The following is a 13,471-nucleotide window of genomic DNA, read 5'->3' as shown; positions in this document are numbered from 1 at the left end:
GGTCCGTCGAAAGACGGACCGGCCTTCCGCATTCCCGGGCCGAAGCACGCGCCGACGCGTCACGCCGCCTGCCGCAGCTCCGGACGGAGCGGCCACGCCGGATCCACCGTCTCCGGCGTCCCGTTGCGCGTGAACCACGCCTGCAGCCCCCGTGCCTGCGCCGCGTGCCACACCGCCTGCAGCGTGTGCAGCTCCGCGGGTGAGAGTCGTTCCAGCCGGGACGCGAACCGCCGCGCCACCGCCCGTACGACATCCATCGAGGCCGTCGCGTCCGCCGCCGCGTCGTGCGCGCCGTCCAGCTCCACGCCGTAGTGCGCACACAGGTCCGTCAGCGTCCGGCGGCCCTTGCGGTAGCGGTCCAGATGCTTGTCGAGCACGCGCGGATCGAGCACGCACAGCGACGCGTTCTCCAGATAGCGGCCGAGTGAGGAGGCACGGTGGCGGCGCAGTTCGCGGTCCAGGATCGTCAGATCGAAGGGCGCGTTCATCACCACCAGGGGCCGGCCCGCGGCGCACTGCTCCGCCAGCGCCCGCCCCAACTCCTCCATCACGGGCGCCGGCCAGCGCCCGTTCCGTCGTAGATGATCGTCCGTCAGTCCGTGGACCTCCGTGGCCGCAGGGGGCACCGGAATCCCGGGGTTGACCAGCCAGCGTGTGACCCGCGGACGTCCGCCGGCCGTGTCCTGGACGACGAGCGCGGCCGAGACGATCCGGTCCTGCTCGACGTCAACTCCCGTGGTTTCCGTGTCGAATGCGGCCAGGGGCCCGTCATACCAGTTGTGCGTCATCCCCGAACTCCTCGCACATGTGCGGCAGATGGCGATCCCCCTGCCCGAATCGGTGATACCCGGGCTGTTTGCCCCGTACGCGGACCGGTGACAACACAGATGACGGGGAAGGGAATTGACATGGCGCTCGCCCAGCCCGAATCGGGAGGGCTGCCGCCTCAGCGGGCAGCACCACTGCGGGGCTCACTCGCCACGACCGCCTGCATGGAGACGCTCCAGGTGGGGTATCTGCATGCGGTCGCCGCGGCGGCGGGCTGCTCGCTGTCGCAGCCGTTTCCGGACAACGGCATCGACTGGCACGTGAGCCACAGCGCTCCCGGCCACACGGTCGACGACGAAGTGACCATCAAGGTGCAGCTCAAGTGCACCTACCAGCTACCGCCGCGGCCGCCCGGGCCCGCGTTCTCCTTCACCCTGGACAACGACCATCTGGTGAAGCTGGCGCGGACCCCGGTCTCGGTGCACAAGATCCTGGTCGTCATGATCGTGCCGCGCGACCGGGAGGACTGGCTGCGGGCCGGGCACGACCGACTGGACCTGCGGCACTGCTGCTACTGGATCAACCTGGCCGGCCACCCGGTGACGGGTCGGCGGCGGACGACCGTGCGCATACCGACGGCACGGATCTTCGACGACCGGGCACTGTGCGAGATCATGACCCGGGTCGGCGTGGGAGGGAGACCCTGATGCACCGGCCGATCGGCGAACAGGAGGGCGGGGCCGGCTACGGCCCCGTTCTGCCATCGTTCCGCCCCCATCCCACCCCCGGCGAGCTCCCCGGCGGCCCCTGGGCCGACGCCGGGGGCTCGCCCGACCCCGGACGCGTCGACCCGCTGGTCCTCGGCGCGCTGCTCGCCCGGCACGGCTGGCGGCGGCGTGGCGGGGCCGCGGGCCGCTACAGCCGCTGGACCCCGCCCGGGACGGGCGGCCCCTCGGGCGGCACCAGCCTGCTCGTGCCCGAGAGCCGCGCGTTCCCGGACTGCGAGGACCTGCTCGGCGAGGCGCTCACCGCCCTCGCCCACAGCGCGGCGCCCTCGGCCCGCGAGGTCCTGGTCGGGCTCACCGTGCCCAGCGACGAGATCCGCTGGTGGCGCGATGTGCCGCCGGGCCCCGCGGGCACAGTCCCGTGGACCGTCCAGGAACAGCTCAGGTCGGCCGCCCGGCAGCTGCTGCTCGCCGGGGCGCTCGCCGTGCGCGGCCGCGCCGGGTACTACGGCGCCCGGCACCGCCGCCAGGCCCAGGCGTCCCTGGAGGCGGTGGTCGTCGGGGCGGCGCCGGGCGGGCGGGGCCTGACCGCGTTCGTGCCCGTCGACTCGGGCCGGGCCATCGCCGTACGGCTCTACCACGCGCTGTACGCGGCGCGGGAGGCCGCCGACTACCAGCGGGCGACCGGCGGGATGGAGGCCTTCGACGCGGCCGTCGAGGCGGGGGTGAGCCGTGAGCTGACCGAGGCCCTGGTCGCGCTCGTACGGGGCACCGAGGGGGCCAGGATCGCGCTGGAGTGGGCCCCCGCAGCCGGGACGCCCGCCGGGTGCGCGGCCCGGCCCGAGCCGGTCGAGTTCTCGGCGGGCGACCTGCCGGCCCTGCGCGAGGCCGGTGCCCGCTATCTGACCGACGAGCCGTCCGTACCGGTCCGGATCACCGGCGCCGTGGTCCGGATGCGCCGCTCGGGGCCGCGCGGCGAGGGGACCGTACGGCTGCGGGTGCTCGGCGGGGCGGAGGTGCCGCACGTCCGGGTGACGCTGGACGAGGAGTCGTACCGTACGGCCGGGCACGCGCACCTGGTCGGGCTGCCGATCCGGGTGGTCGGCCGACTGGAGAGCCGGGGCGGCTTCCGGCGGCTGACCGATGCCACCGGGGTCGTACCGGTCCAGGTCGACGAGGCCGAGCGGGACCGGCTGATGAAGTCGCTCCACGAGAACCTGGACTTCTTCGAGGAGGCCTGCGGCCCGGGGGAGGAGTGAGGGCCGCTTCGGGGTGACCGCGCCCGGGCTCCGCGGGGGCCGGCGGGGGGCCGTGCGGCGAACAGCGGCGGGCGGGTCCGGCTCCCAGCGCTCGGGGTCGGCCCGAGCCCTTAGGATTTACAGCGACGCGGCACCTCGTCTCTGCCGCGCGTCGTCGGCGCCGGCACATCGTGTCTGCCTGCGCCCCAAGGGAAAGAGCATCCGTGTCTGATGTCCGTGTGACCGTCCAGTCCGCCTCAGGAGCCGAGGATCGGGCGGTGAGCGCGGGCACCACCGCCGGCGCGCTGTTCGCCGACGACCGGTCCGTGATCGCCGCCCGCGTCGGCGGTGAGCTGAAGGACCTCACCTACGTCGTCGCCGAGGGCGATGTGGTCGAGCCCGTCGAGATCTCCTCCCCGGACGGTCTCGACATCCTGCGCCACTCCACCGCGCACGTCATGGCCCAGGCCGTGCAGGAGCTCTTCCCCGAGGCCAAGCTCGGCATCGGCCCGCCGGTCCGTGACGGCTTCTACTACGACTTCGACGTCGAGAAGCCGTTCACCCCCGAGGACCTCAAGGCCATCGAGAAGAAGATGCAGGAGATCCAGAAGCGGGGTCAGCGCTTCTCCCGCCGCGTGGTCACCGACGAGGCCGCCCGCGAGGAGCTCGCTGACGAGCCGTACAAGCTGGAGCTCATCGGCATCAAGGGCTCCGCGTCGACCGACGACGGCGCCAACGTCGAGGTGGGCGGCGGCGAGCTGACCATCTACGACAACCTCGACGCCAAGACCGGCGACCTGTGCTGGAAGGACCTCTGCCGAGGCCCCCACCTGCCCACCACCCGGAACATCCCGGCGTTCAAGCTGATGCGCAACGCGGCCGCCTACTGGCGCGGCAGCGAGAAGAACCCGATGCTCCAGCGCATCTACGGCACCGCCTGGCCGTCGAAGGACGAGCTGAAGGCGCACCTCGACTTCCTCGCCGAGGCGGAGAAGCGCGACCACCGCAAGCTCGGCAACGAGCTCGACCTCTTCTCCGTCCCGGACGAGATCGGCTCCGGCCTCGCGGTCTTCCACCCCAAGGGCGGCATCATCCGCCGGGTCATGGAGGACTACTCGCGCAAGCGGCACGAGGAGGAGGGCTACGAGTTCGTCTACTCGCCGCACGCCACCAAGGGCAAGCTGTTCGAGAAGTCGGGTCACCTCGACTGGTACGCCGAGGGCATGTACCCCCCCATGCAGCTCGACGAGGGCGTGGACTACTACCTCAAGCCCATGAACTGCCCGATGCACAACCTGATCTTCGACGCGCGCGGGCGTTCGTACCGTGAACTGCCGCTGCGCCTGTTCGAGTTCGGCACCGTGTACCGGTACGAGAAGTCCGGCGTCGTGCACGGCCTGACCCGCGCCCGGGGCTTCACCCAGGACGACGCGCACATCTACTGCACCCGCGAGCAGATGGCGGAGGAGCTGGACAAGACCCTCACCTTCGTCCTCAACCTGCTGCGCGACTACGGTCTGACCGACTTCTACCTGGAGCTGTCCACCAAGGACCCGGAGAAGTTCGTCGGCTCGGACGAGGTCTGGGAGGAGGCGACCGCCGTCCTCCAGGAGGTCGCCGAGAAGCAGGGCCTCCCGCTCACCCCCGACCCGGGCGGCGCCGCGTTCTACGGCCCGAAGATCTCCGTGCAGGCGCGCGACGCCATCGGCCGTACCTGGCAGATGTCGACCGTGCAGCTGGACTTCAACCTGCCGGAGCGCTTCGACCTGGAGTACACCGGCCCCGACGGCACCAAGCAGCGGCCGGTCATGATCCACCGCGCGCTGTTCGGCTCCATCGAGCGCTTCTTCGCCGTCCTCCTGGAGCACTACGCGGGCGCCATGCCGCCGTGGCTGGCCCCCGTCCAGGCGACCGGCATCCCGATCGGCGACGCCCACATCCCGTACCTGCAGGACTTCGCCGCCAAGGCGAAGAAGCAGGGGCTGCGGGTGGACGTCGACGCGTCCTCGGACCGGATGCAGAAGAAGATCCGCAACGCGCAGAAGCAGAAGGTCCCGTTCATGATCATCGCGGGTGACGAGGACATGGCCAACGGCGCCGTCTCCTTCCGCTACCGCGACGGTTCGCAGGAGAACGGCATCCCCGTCGACGAGGCCATCGCCAAGATCGCCAAGGTCGTCGAGGAGCGCGTCCAGGTCTGACCGACCGAGCGCCGAGCCCTCAAGGGGCCTTCGGGGAATCCCCCGGAGGCCCCTTCTCGTCCTCCCGCGTGAACGTCTGGATCAGCCAGGACGAGAACGAGCCCGTCACGGCCCCCAGCAGCGCGACCCCGCACGCCATCATGCCCACCGCGATGACCCGACCCGTCGGGGTCACCGGGGTCACGTCCCCGTACCCCACCGTCGTCAGCGTCTCCGCGGCCCACCAGACCGAGTCGCCGAAGGTGTGGATCGTCGCGCCCGGCGCGCCGCGCTCGTGCTGGAGGACGGCCAGCGCGCCCGCGAAGCCGAGCAGGGCGACCGTGAGGCTGGAGTAGGCCATGACCCGGGCGTAGAGGGTCAGCCGCGGCTTGTCCTGGCGGCGCTGGATCTGCTCGTAGATCCGCACCATCTGCAGCGGCCGCAGCAGCGGCAGCAGCAGGATCACCGTGCCCAGGAGGTGGGTGCGGACGAAACGCAGCGTGCCGAGGCCGCTGAGCCTGAGCCGGACCAGGTAGTCGACGATGAACACCCCCCAGGCGCCCAGGGTCACCGCGAGGCAGAGGTCCCGCCAGACCGGGTCGAGGCCGGGGGCCAGCACCTGCACCGCGTAACCGGCGAGGTAGACCAGGGATGCCACCGCGAGCGGTGTCTCCATCCGGCGGTCCCAGCGGGTCTGCCTGTCCTGGCTCTCGTTCATCCGATCAGCATCTCCGGGACGGAGTGATCGAAGCCCCGGCGACACGTTCCGAATGGGCGAAGCCATATGCTGCACAGCATGACGACTGAGCCGGAGCAGCAGATCGGAGTGGGGCAGCCGGACGCGTTCCAGCGCCTGTGGACACCTCACCGGATGGCGTACATCCAGGGCGAGAACAAGCCGACCGGGCCGGGGGCCGAGGACGGCTGTCCGTTCTGCGTGATCCCGTCGAAGTCGGACGAGGACGGGCTCGTGATCGCGCGCGGCGACAGCGTCTACGCGGTGCTCAACCTCTACCCGTACAACGGCGGCCACCTGATGGTGGTCCCGTACCGGCACGTCGCCGACTACACGGACCTGGACGCGCCGGAGACCGCCGAGCTGGGCGAGTTCACCAAGCGGGCGATGATCGCGCTGCGGACCGCGTCCGGCGCGCACGGCTTCAACATCGGCATGAACCAGGGCGCGGTGGCGGGCGCCGGCATCGCCGCCCACCTGCACCAGCACATCGTTCCGCGCTGGGGCGGCGACACCAACTTCATGCCGGTCGTCGGCCACACCAAGGTGCTGCCGCAGCTCCTCGCCGACACCCGCGCGATGCTCGCCGCCGCCTGGCCGGCCACGTCCGAACTGGCGTAGTGACCGGCCGTCAGGCGTCGTAGACGTCTGCCTTCTTCGTGCCCGGGTCCTGAACGGCGCCGCTCAGTATCAACGAGCGGTTGGTGAAGCGCTCCGTGTCCACGCCGTGGTCGTCCAGTACCGCGATGGTCGCCGCGTGGACCGCGCGCATCACCGGCGTCGCGGCGCGGATCGCGTCGTCGGCCATGAAGCGGTGCCGCCAGGGCGCCGCGGCCCAGGCGTGCCGCAGCCCGAAGGGCTCGGGCAGGACCAGCTTGCCGCCGAGGAAGTCCAGGATCGGCGGGAACCAGGTCAGCGGGGCCCGGACGGCCTTGCGGACGATCTCGTCCGTCTCCAGGAGCGGCAGCTGGACCGTCCGCGTCTCCCAGAACTTGACCGTCTTGGACACGTCCTTGGTCTTCGCCGCCGGCTTGGAGGTGAAGAGCGAGTGGACCGGGCCGAGCGCGTGCCCTGTGACCTCCACGCGCAGCGTGTGGTGCAGCGACGTCACCGTGATCATCATCGTCAGTACGAGCTGCCCGTCCCAGAGCGTGAACTGCACCCCGAGGTAGTGCCGGTTGCCCGCGCCGAACTGCTGGTCGTTGCAGATGCGCTGTATCTCGTGCGGCTTGACCTGGAAGTGCACGATGTTGTCGCCGTCGGGCCGGGCGACCTCCTCGGCGCCCTCGCCGACCGGGGAGACGATCCAGTGCTTGACGGTCGGCTTGGGGAAGCCGGTCTTCAGGGAGCCCCGCTCCAGCATCGTGAGCTTGTCGTGGATCTTCCGTACGACGTCCCAGGCGCGGAAGTCGTGGATCTCGCGGCCGTCCTTGGGGATCAGCTCCTCGGCGAGCGTCCAGCTGCCCCAGCGGGTGCCCATGCCCAGTATTCCCTTGGGGCCCGCGTAGAAGACGATGTTGGACTGCTGCTCGGCGGAGAGCTTCTCCAGGTTCTGCCGCAGCTCCTCGGCGGACTTCTCGCCCGGGTCCCCGGGGACCGCCTCGGGGATCTTGGCGCCGATGCCGCCGCCGCTCAGCAGAGCCGTCCAGCGCTCCCGCAGGTCGACGGCGGTGGACTCGCAGATCCGCTTGGCGAGGAACCAGCCGACGACCGGGGCGACGACCATCGCGCGGAGGTAGATCGACAGGACGCCGGTGATCGGCAGCTTGATCAGGACGAGGACCGCGAGCAGGCCCGCGACGACCAGGATCACCGTGCCCACCGCGCTCGTGCGCTTGTTCTCCGAGCCGGCGACCAGCCGGCGCAGCTGGATCACGCCGAGCCAGAGCAGCAGTCCGGGCAGGAACAGGACACCGAAGACGAAGGTGACCAGGGTCAGTTTGACGTCCCGCCGCTTGCGGATGCCGGTGGCGGCCAGACAGTGCTCGACCACGGGCTGCGGGTCGGTGCCGAAGGACTGGATGAGCGCCTTGCGGGCACCGCCGAGCATCCGCACCTGGACCGCGCGCGAGAAGGCCTCGCCGAGGTCCGGCCGGAAGAGCTTGGCCCATTTACCGTCGGTGACCTTGGACTTGTGCCAGTCGTTGTTGGCGTCCAGGATCGCTTCCACCGGGCTGTCGCGGTACGCGGCGGAGGCCAGGGCATGGGTCGCCGCCGTCTGTCCGTCCGAGCCCTGCAGGGGAATCTGCGCCCCGGGTCCGAAACTGCCGATCGTCACTGATGCCCCCATCGCCGCGTGCCCGCGTGGTTCACCGCGTCTTCCTCTGCGGCCTGTTCCCGACTACCGCGCCCCGCACACCTGCTGAGCTGGGCACCACAGCGTAGCCGGGTACCGACGGATGCGTCACGGGTCGGCCGAATGCCGCCCGCCGGAGGGGAGTTGGACGGGCGGCATTCGGTCGTCGGCGGAGGCTCCCAGGAGTCCTCAGGAGTGCTTACGCGCTCTCAGGAGCATGAACCCTCAGGAGTTCTTACGAGCCCTCAGGAGCCCTTCTCCGCCTGTTCGCGGATCTTCTCCGCGAGTTGGGGCGGCATCGGTTCGTGACGGGCGTACGAGCGGTCGAAGCGGCCGGTGCCGTGCGAGATCTGGCGGAGGTCGACCGCGTACCGGCCGATCTCGATCTCGGGCACCTCCGCGCGCACCAACGTCCGCCCGGGGCCCGCCTGTTCGGTGCCGACGACGCGGCCGCGCCGGCCGGACAGGTCGCTCATCACCGGCCCCACGTACTCGTCGGGGACGAGCACCCGCACCTCGGTGACCGGCTCCAGGAGCCGGATGCTCGCCTCGGCCGCCGCCTCGCGCAGCGCCAGGGCGCCGGCGGTCTGGAAGGCGGCGTCGGAGGAGTCGACCGAATGCGCCTTGCCGTCCCGCAGCGTGATCCGTACGTCGACCAGCGGATGACCGGCCGCGACCCCGCGCGCGGCCTGCGCCCGGACGCCCTTCTCGACCGACGGGATGAACTGGCGCGGAACCGCCCCTCCGACCACCTTGTCGACGAACTCGATCCCGCTGCCCGCGGGCAGCGGCTCGACGTCGATCTCGCAGATCGCGTACTGACCGTGGCCACCGGACTGTTTGACGTGCCTGCCCCGCCCCGCCGACGGCCCGCCGAAGGTCTCCCGGAGGGCGACCTTGTGCGGAACGGCGTCGACCCGGACCCCGTACCGGCTGCGCAGCCGCTCCAGAGCCACGTCCATGTGCGCCTCGCCCAGGCACCACAGGACCACCTGGTGGGTGTCCTGGTTCTGTTCGAGGCGCATGGTCGGGTCCTCGGCGACGAGCCGGGCGAGCCCCTGCGAGAGCCGGTCCTCGTCGGCCTTGCTGTGCGCCTCGATCGCGAGCGGCAGCAGCGGATCGGGCATCGTCCAGGGTTCCATCAGGAGCGGATCGTCCTTGCCGGAGAGCGTGTCACCGGTCTCCGCGCGCCCCAGCTTGGCCACGCACGCGAGGTCGCCCGCGATGCACTGCCCCAGCTGGCGCTGCTGCTTGCCGAAGGGGGAGGTCAGCGCACCGACCCGCTCGTCGACGTCGTGGTCCTCGTGGCCCCGGTCGGCGAGGCCGTGCCCCGACACATGGACCGTCTCGTCCGGACGCAGGGTGCCGGAGAAGACCCGTACCAGCGAGATCCGGCCGACGTACGGGTCGGAGGCGGTCTTGACGACCTCGGCGACCAGCGGCCCGTCGGGGTCGCAGGTGACCGCGGGCCTCGGGATGCCGTCCGGTGTGGTCACGGCCGGGGCCTCGCGCTCCAGCGGGGTCGGGAAGCCGCCGGTGATCAGCTCCAGCAGCTCGACGGTGCCGAGCCCCTGCTTCGCCCCGTCCGAGGCGGGCGCAGCGGCGAGCACCGGATGGAAGGTGCCCCGTGCGACGGCCTTCTCCAGGTCGTCGATCAGCGACTTGATGTCGATCTCCTCGCCGCCGAGATAGCGGTCCATGAGGGTCTCGTCCTCGCTCTCGGCGATGATCCCCTCGATGAGCCGGTTGCGGGCCTCGGCGATCAGCGGCCGCTGGGTGTCGTCCGGCGGACTCTCCTGCCGCTCGCCCGAGGAGTAGTCGAAGATCCGCTCCGAGAGCAGCCCGACCAGACCGGTGGTCGGCGCGTGCCCGTCCGGCGCCTCGGCTCCGTACAGCGGCAGGTACAGGGGGAGTACGGCGTCGGGGTCGTCCCCGCCGAGGACCTCGGAGCAGACGGCGGTCAGCTCGTCGAAGCCGGTGCGCGCGGTCTCCAGATGCGTGACGACGATCGCGCGGGGCATGCCGACGGCCGCGCACTCCTCCCACACCATGCGGGTCGACCCGGCGATCGCCTCGGCCTCCTGGGCGGCCGAGACGACGAAGAGGGCCGCGTCCGCCGCGCGCAGACCGGCCCTCAGCTCCCCGACGAAGTCGGCGTATCCCGGTGTGTCGAGGAGATTGATCTTGCACCCGCCCCATTCGAGAGGGACGAGCGAGAGCTGTACGGAACGTTGCTGGCGGTGCTCGATCTCGTCGTGGTCCGAGATCGTTCCGCCGTCCTCGACCCGCCCCGCCCGGTTGACCGCCCCCGCGGTCAGCGCGAGCGCCTCGACGAGGGTCGTCTTACCCGATCCGCTGTGGCCGACCAGCACCACGTTCCGTACGGCCGAGGGCCGGTCGGCCGTCGGAGCCCTGCCGGCGGCCCCGGAGTGTGCGTTCGCCTTGTCGCCCATGATGGGTCCTCCCGATCGCTTGCACCGCTCGCTCGCACGGTGAGGCGGGGCGCGGGCGCAGGGGGAGACGCTGGGCAGCTCCGGAGGTGCCCGCGGTTGTCCTTCGAGCTTTGCACCGACGTCATGGTGCGTCCATACGTCGTACGCGACGCGACCGGCGGGTGCCCGGCGGTCCGGCGGGAGCCGCGCTGGCTACGATGGGCGGGCCGGTGGTCGTAGGGGCCGCGCGGCCCACCGAACCTCGGGAAGGCCATGCTGAACAAGTACGCGCGTGCCTTTTTTACGCGTGTCCTCACACCGTTCGCCGCGTTTCTGCTCCGCCGGGGCGTGAGCCCCGACGCGGTCACGCTCATCGGCACGGCCGGAGTGATGGCGGGAGCCCTGGTCTTCTTCCCCAGGGGAGAGTTCTTCTGGGGCACGATCGTCATCACCGTCTTCGTCTTCTCCGACCTGGTCGACGGCAACATGGCCCGGCAGGCGGGGATCTCCAGCCGCTGGGGCGCGTTCCTCGACTCGACCCTCGACCGGGTCGCCGACGGCGCCATCTTCGGGGGCTTCGCGCTCTGGTACGCGGGTACCGGCAACGACAACGTGCTGTGCGCGGTCTCCATCTTCTGCCTGGCCAGCGGTCAGGTCGTCTCGTACACCAAGGCGCGCGGAGAATCGATCGGCCTGCCGGTCGCCGTGAACGGCCTGGTGGAACGGGCCGAGCGGCTCGTGATCTCGCTGGTCGCCGCGGGCCTCGCCGGACTCCACGCCTTCGGCGTGCCCGGCGTGGACGTCCTGCTGCCGATCGCGCTGTGGATCGTGGCCGTGGGCAGCGCGGTGACCCTCGGCCAGCGGGTGGTCACCGTACGGCGGGAGTCGGCGGAGGCCGACGCGGCCGCCGTCACGGACGCGCCCGGTGCGCGGGGGAACGAGGCGACGTCATGAGCGGGATGAAGGACCGGTTGACCGATTCCCTGTACGGGCTCGGCTGGGCGACCGTGAAGAAGCTGCCGGAGCCGGTGGCCGCCGGGCTGGGTCGGCGGATCGCCGACACCGCCTGGAGGCGGCGCGGCAAGAGCGTGCTGCGGCTCGAGTCGAACCTCGCGCGCGTGGTGCCCGACGCCACGCCCGCGCGCCTCGCGGAGCTGTCGCAGGCCGGCATGCGCTCGTACATGCGGTACTGGATGGAGTCCTTCCGGCTGCCGACGTGGAGCAAGGAACGGGTCGACAGCGGCATCGACATCAAGGGCGTCCACTACCTCGAGGACGGCCTCGCCGCGGGGCGTGGCGTCATACTCGCCCTGCCCCACCTGGCCAACTGGGACCTCGCCGGCGTGTGGGTGACCCGCTCGCTCGGCGTGCCGTTCACGACGGTCGCGGAGCGGCTCAAGCCGGAGACGCTGTACGACCGGTTCGTCGCCTACCGCGAGTCGCTGGGCATGGAGGTCCTGCCGCACTCCGGGGGCTCCGCCTTCGGGACGCTGGCGCGGCGGCTGCGGGACGGCGGCCTGATCTGCCTGGTCGCCGACCGCGACCTGTCGGCCTCGGGCACCGAGGTCACCTTCTTCGGGGAGACGGCACGGATGCCGGCGGGCCCGGCGCTGCTCGCCCAGCAGACGGGCGCGCTGCTGCTGCCGGTGACGCTCTGGTACGACGAGACGCCGGTCATGAAGGGGCGGATCCATCCGCCCGTCGACGTACCCGAGTCAGGTACGCGGGCCGAGAAGACGTCTGTGATGACACAGGCGCTGGCCGACGCCTTCGCCACCGGCATCGCGGACCACCCGGAGGACTGGCACATGCTGCAGCGGCTGTGGCTGAAGGACCTGGAGGAGCGCCCGCCGCTCGACGCGGAGCGCCCAACGGGCGGCGAGGAGCGCCCGCCGCTCGACGAGGAGCGACGGCCATGAAGATCGGCATCGTCTGTCCGTACTCGTGGGACGTGCCGGGTGGCGTCCAGTTCCACATCCGGGACCTCGCCGAGCACCTGATCAGGCTCGGCCACGAGGTCTCGGTGCTCGCCCCCGCCGACGACGAGACACCGCTGCCGCCGTACGTCGTCTCGGCGGGGCGCGCCGTACCGGTGCCGTACAACGGCTCGGTGGCGCGGCTGAACTTCGGCTTCCTGTCGGCGGCGCGGGTACGGCGCTGGCTGCACGACGGCACCTTCGACGTCATCCACATCCACGAGCCGGCCTCGCCCTCGCTCGGCCTGCTGAGCTGCTGGGCGGCGCAGGGGCCGATCGTCGCCACCTTCCACACGTCGAACCCGCGCTCGCGGGCGATGATCGCCGCGTACCCGATCCTTCAGCCCGCGCTCGAGAAGATCAGCGCGCGGATCGCGGTGAGCGAGTACGCGCGGCGGACCCTGGTCGAGCACCTCGGCGGCGACGCGGTCGTCATCCCCAACGGCGTCGACGTCGACTTCTTCGCGCGGGCCGAGCCGAAGGAGGAGTGGCAGGGCGAGACCCTGGGCTTCATCGGCCGGATCGACGAGCCGAGGAAGGGCCTCCCGGTCCTGGTCAAGGCGCTCCCGAAGATCTTCGCGGAACGGCCCGGGGCACGGCTCCTGGTCGCCGGGCGCGGGGACGAGGTGGAGGCGGTGGCCTCGCTGCCGCGCGAGATGCGGGAGCGGGTCCAGTTCCTCGGGATGGTCAGCGACGAGGACAAGGCGCGGCTGCTGCGCAGCGTCGACGTGTACGTGGCGCCGAACACCGGCGGCGAGAGCTTCGGGATCATCCTGGTCGAGGCGCTGTCGGCGGGAGCGCCGGTCCTCGCCTCGGACCTGGACGCCTTCGCGCAGGTCCTCGACCAGGGCGCGGCGGGCGAACTCTTCGCCAACGAGGACGCGGACGCCCTGGCGGACGCGGCGATCCGGCTGCTCGGGGACGAGGCCCGGCGCAAGGAACTGCGCAAGCGCGGCAGCGCGCACGTACGGCGCTTCGACTGGTCGACGGTGGGCGCGGACATCCTCGCGGTCTACGAGACGGTGACGGACGGCGCGGCCTCGGTCGCGACGGACGAACGCGTGGGCCTGCGGGCGCGGTTGGGACTGGCGTCGCGGGACTAGGTGCCCTTGGCGCGGCC

11 protein-coding genes are annotated in these 13,471 nt (G+C 71.5%); 7 read left to right on the top strand and 4 right to left on the bottom strand.

The window, feature by feature from the left end; genetic code table 11:
* Window positions 1-59 precede the first annotated feature (59 nt).
* Window positions 60-788 carry an exonuclease domain-containing protein gene (locus tag ACWCO8_RS20530; protein ID WP_451033431.1) on the bottom strand — a complete coding sequence of 243 codons (729 nt, stop codon included), beginning with the start codon at window positions 786-788 and terminating at the stop codon, window positions 60-62.
* Window positions 789-908: 120 nt separating this feature from the next.
* Here ACWCO8_RS20530 and ACWCO8_RS20525 point away from each other — a divergent pair, with 120 nt between their 5' ends.
* The 3 genes from ACWCO8_RS20525 to thrS all read left to right on the top strand — a co-directional run bounded on the left by ACWCO8_RS20525 (window position 909) and on the right by thrS (window position 4,932).
* Window positions 909-1,475 carry a DUF4365 domain-containing protein gene (locus tag ACWCO8_RS20525; RefSeq protein ID WP_362004729.1) on the top strand — a complete coding sequence of 189 codons (567 nt, stop codon included), beginning with the start codon at window positions 909-911 and terminating at the stop codon, window positions 1,473-1,475.
* Complete coding sequence (locus tag ACWCO8_RS20520; RefSeq protein ID WP_451033430.1) at window positions 1,475-2,752, top strand: hypothetical protein; 1,278 nt, start codon at window positions 1,475-1,477, stop codon at window positions 2,750-2,752. The genes ACWCO8_RS20525 and ACWCO8_RS20520 overlap by 1 nt, the downstream gene beginning before the upstream one ends.
* A gap of 203 nt (window positions 2,753-2,955) precedes the next feature.
* Window positions 2,956-4,932 carry a threonine--tRNA ligase gene (gene thrS, locus ACWCO8_RS20515; protein ID WP_451033429.1) on the top strand — a complete coding sequence of 659 codons (1,977 nt, stop codon included), beginning with the start codon at window positions 2,956-2,958 and terminating at the stop codon, window positions 4,930-4,932.
* A 19-nt stretch (window positions 4,933-4,951) separates the two neighbouring features.
* On the opposite strand, the gene ACWCO8_RS20510 is transcribed toward thrS, so the two are convergent.
* A complete protein-coding gene (locus tag ACWCO8_RS20510) occupies window positions 4,952-5,629 on the bottom strand; it encodes a potassium channel family protein (protein WP_451033428.1) in 678 nt (225 codons plus the stop codon).
* A 66-nt stretch (window positions 5,630-5,695) separates the two neighbouring features.
* Between ACWCO8_RS20510 and ACWCO8_RS20505 the strand changes: the two genes are divergently transcribed.
* Window positions 5,696-6,268 carry an HIT family protein gene (locus ACWCO8_RS20505; protein ID WP_451033427.1) on the top strand — a complete coding sequence of 191 codons (573 nt, stop codon included), beginning with the start codon at window positions 5,696-5,698 and terminating at the stop codon, window positions 6,266-6,268.
* Window positions 6,269-6,278: 10 nt separating this feature from the next.
* Here ACWCO8_RS20505 and ACWCO8_RS20500 read toward each other — a convergent pair whose 3' ends face one another.
* Window positions 6,279-7,937, bottom strand: coding sequence for a hypothetical protein (locus ACWCO8_RS20500; RefSeq protein WP_451033426.1), 1,659 nt, complete (start codon window positions 7,935-7,937; stop codon window positions 6,279-6,281).
* A 251-nt stretch (window positions 7,938-8,188) separates the two neighbouring features.
* The gene (locus tag ACWCO8_RS20495) at window positions 8,189-10,396 is read right to left on the bottom strand and encodes an elongation factor G-like protein EF-G2 (RefSeq protein WP_362004744.1); all 2,208 of its coding nucleotides are present in this window, start codon (window positions 10,394-10,396) and stop codon (window positions 8,189-8,191) included.
* A 252-nt stretch (window positions 10,397-10,648) separates the two neighbouring features.
* On the opposite strand from ACWCO8_RS20495, the gene pgsA reads away from it, so the two are divergent.
* Genes pgsA through ACWCO8_RS20480 form a run of 3 tightly spaced genes read left to right on the top strand, consistent with a single transcriptional unit; the run spans window position 10,649 to window position 13,454 of the window.
* Window positions 10,649-11,329, top strand: coding sequence for a phosphatidylinositol phosphate synthase (gene pgsA / locus ACWCO8_RS20490; RefSeq protein ID WP_362004747.1), 681 nt, complete (start codon window positions 10,649-10,651; stop codon window positions 11,327-11,329).
* Window positions 11,326-12,294: a phosphatidylinositol mannoside acyltransferase gene (locus tag ACWCO8_RS20485; RefSeq protein WP_451033425.1), complete on the top strand. Its 969-nt coding sequence runs from the start codon at window positions 11,326-11,328 to the stop codon at window positions 12,292-12,294. Before pgsA ends, ACWCO8_RS20485 begins: the two co-directional genes overlap by 4 nt.
* Entirely contained in the window at window positions 12,291-13,454 is a 1,164-nt protein-coding gene (locus ACWCO8_RS20480) for a glycosyltransferase family 4 protein (protein WP_362004753.1), read from the top strand. Before ACWCO8_RS20485 ends, ACWCO8_RS20480 begins: the two co-directional genes overlap by 4 nt.
* The last annotated feature ends 17 nt before the right edge of the window (window positions 13,455-13,471 follow it).

The sequence above is a fragment of the Streptomyces sp. NPDC001927 genome (assembly GCF_053594455.1).
The sequence above is the reverse complement of the archived record's forward strand: the minus strand, read 5'-3'. Positions and strand labels throughout refer to the sequence as shown.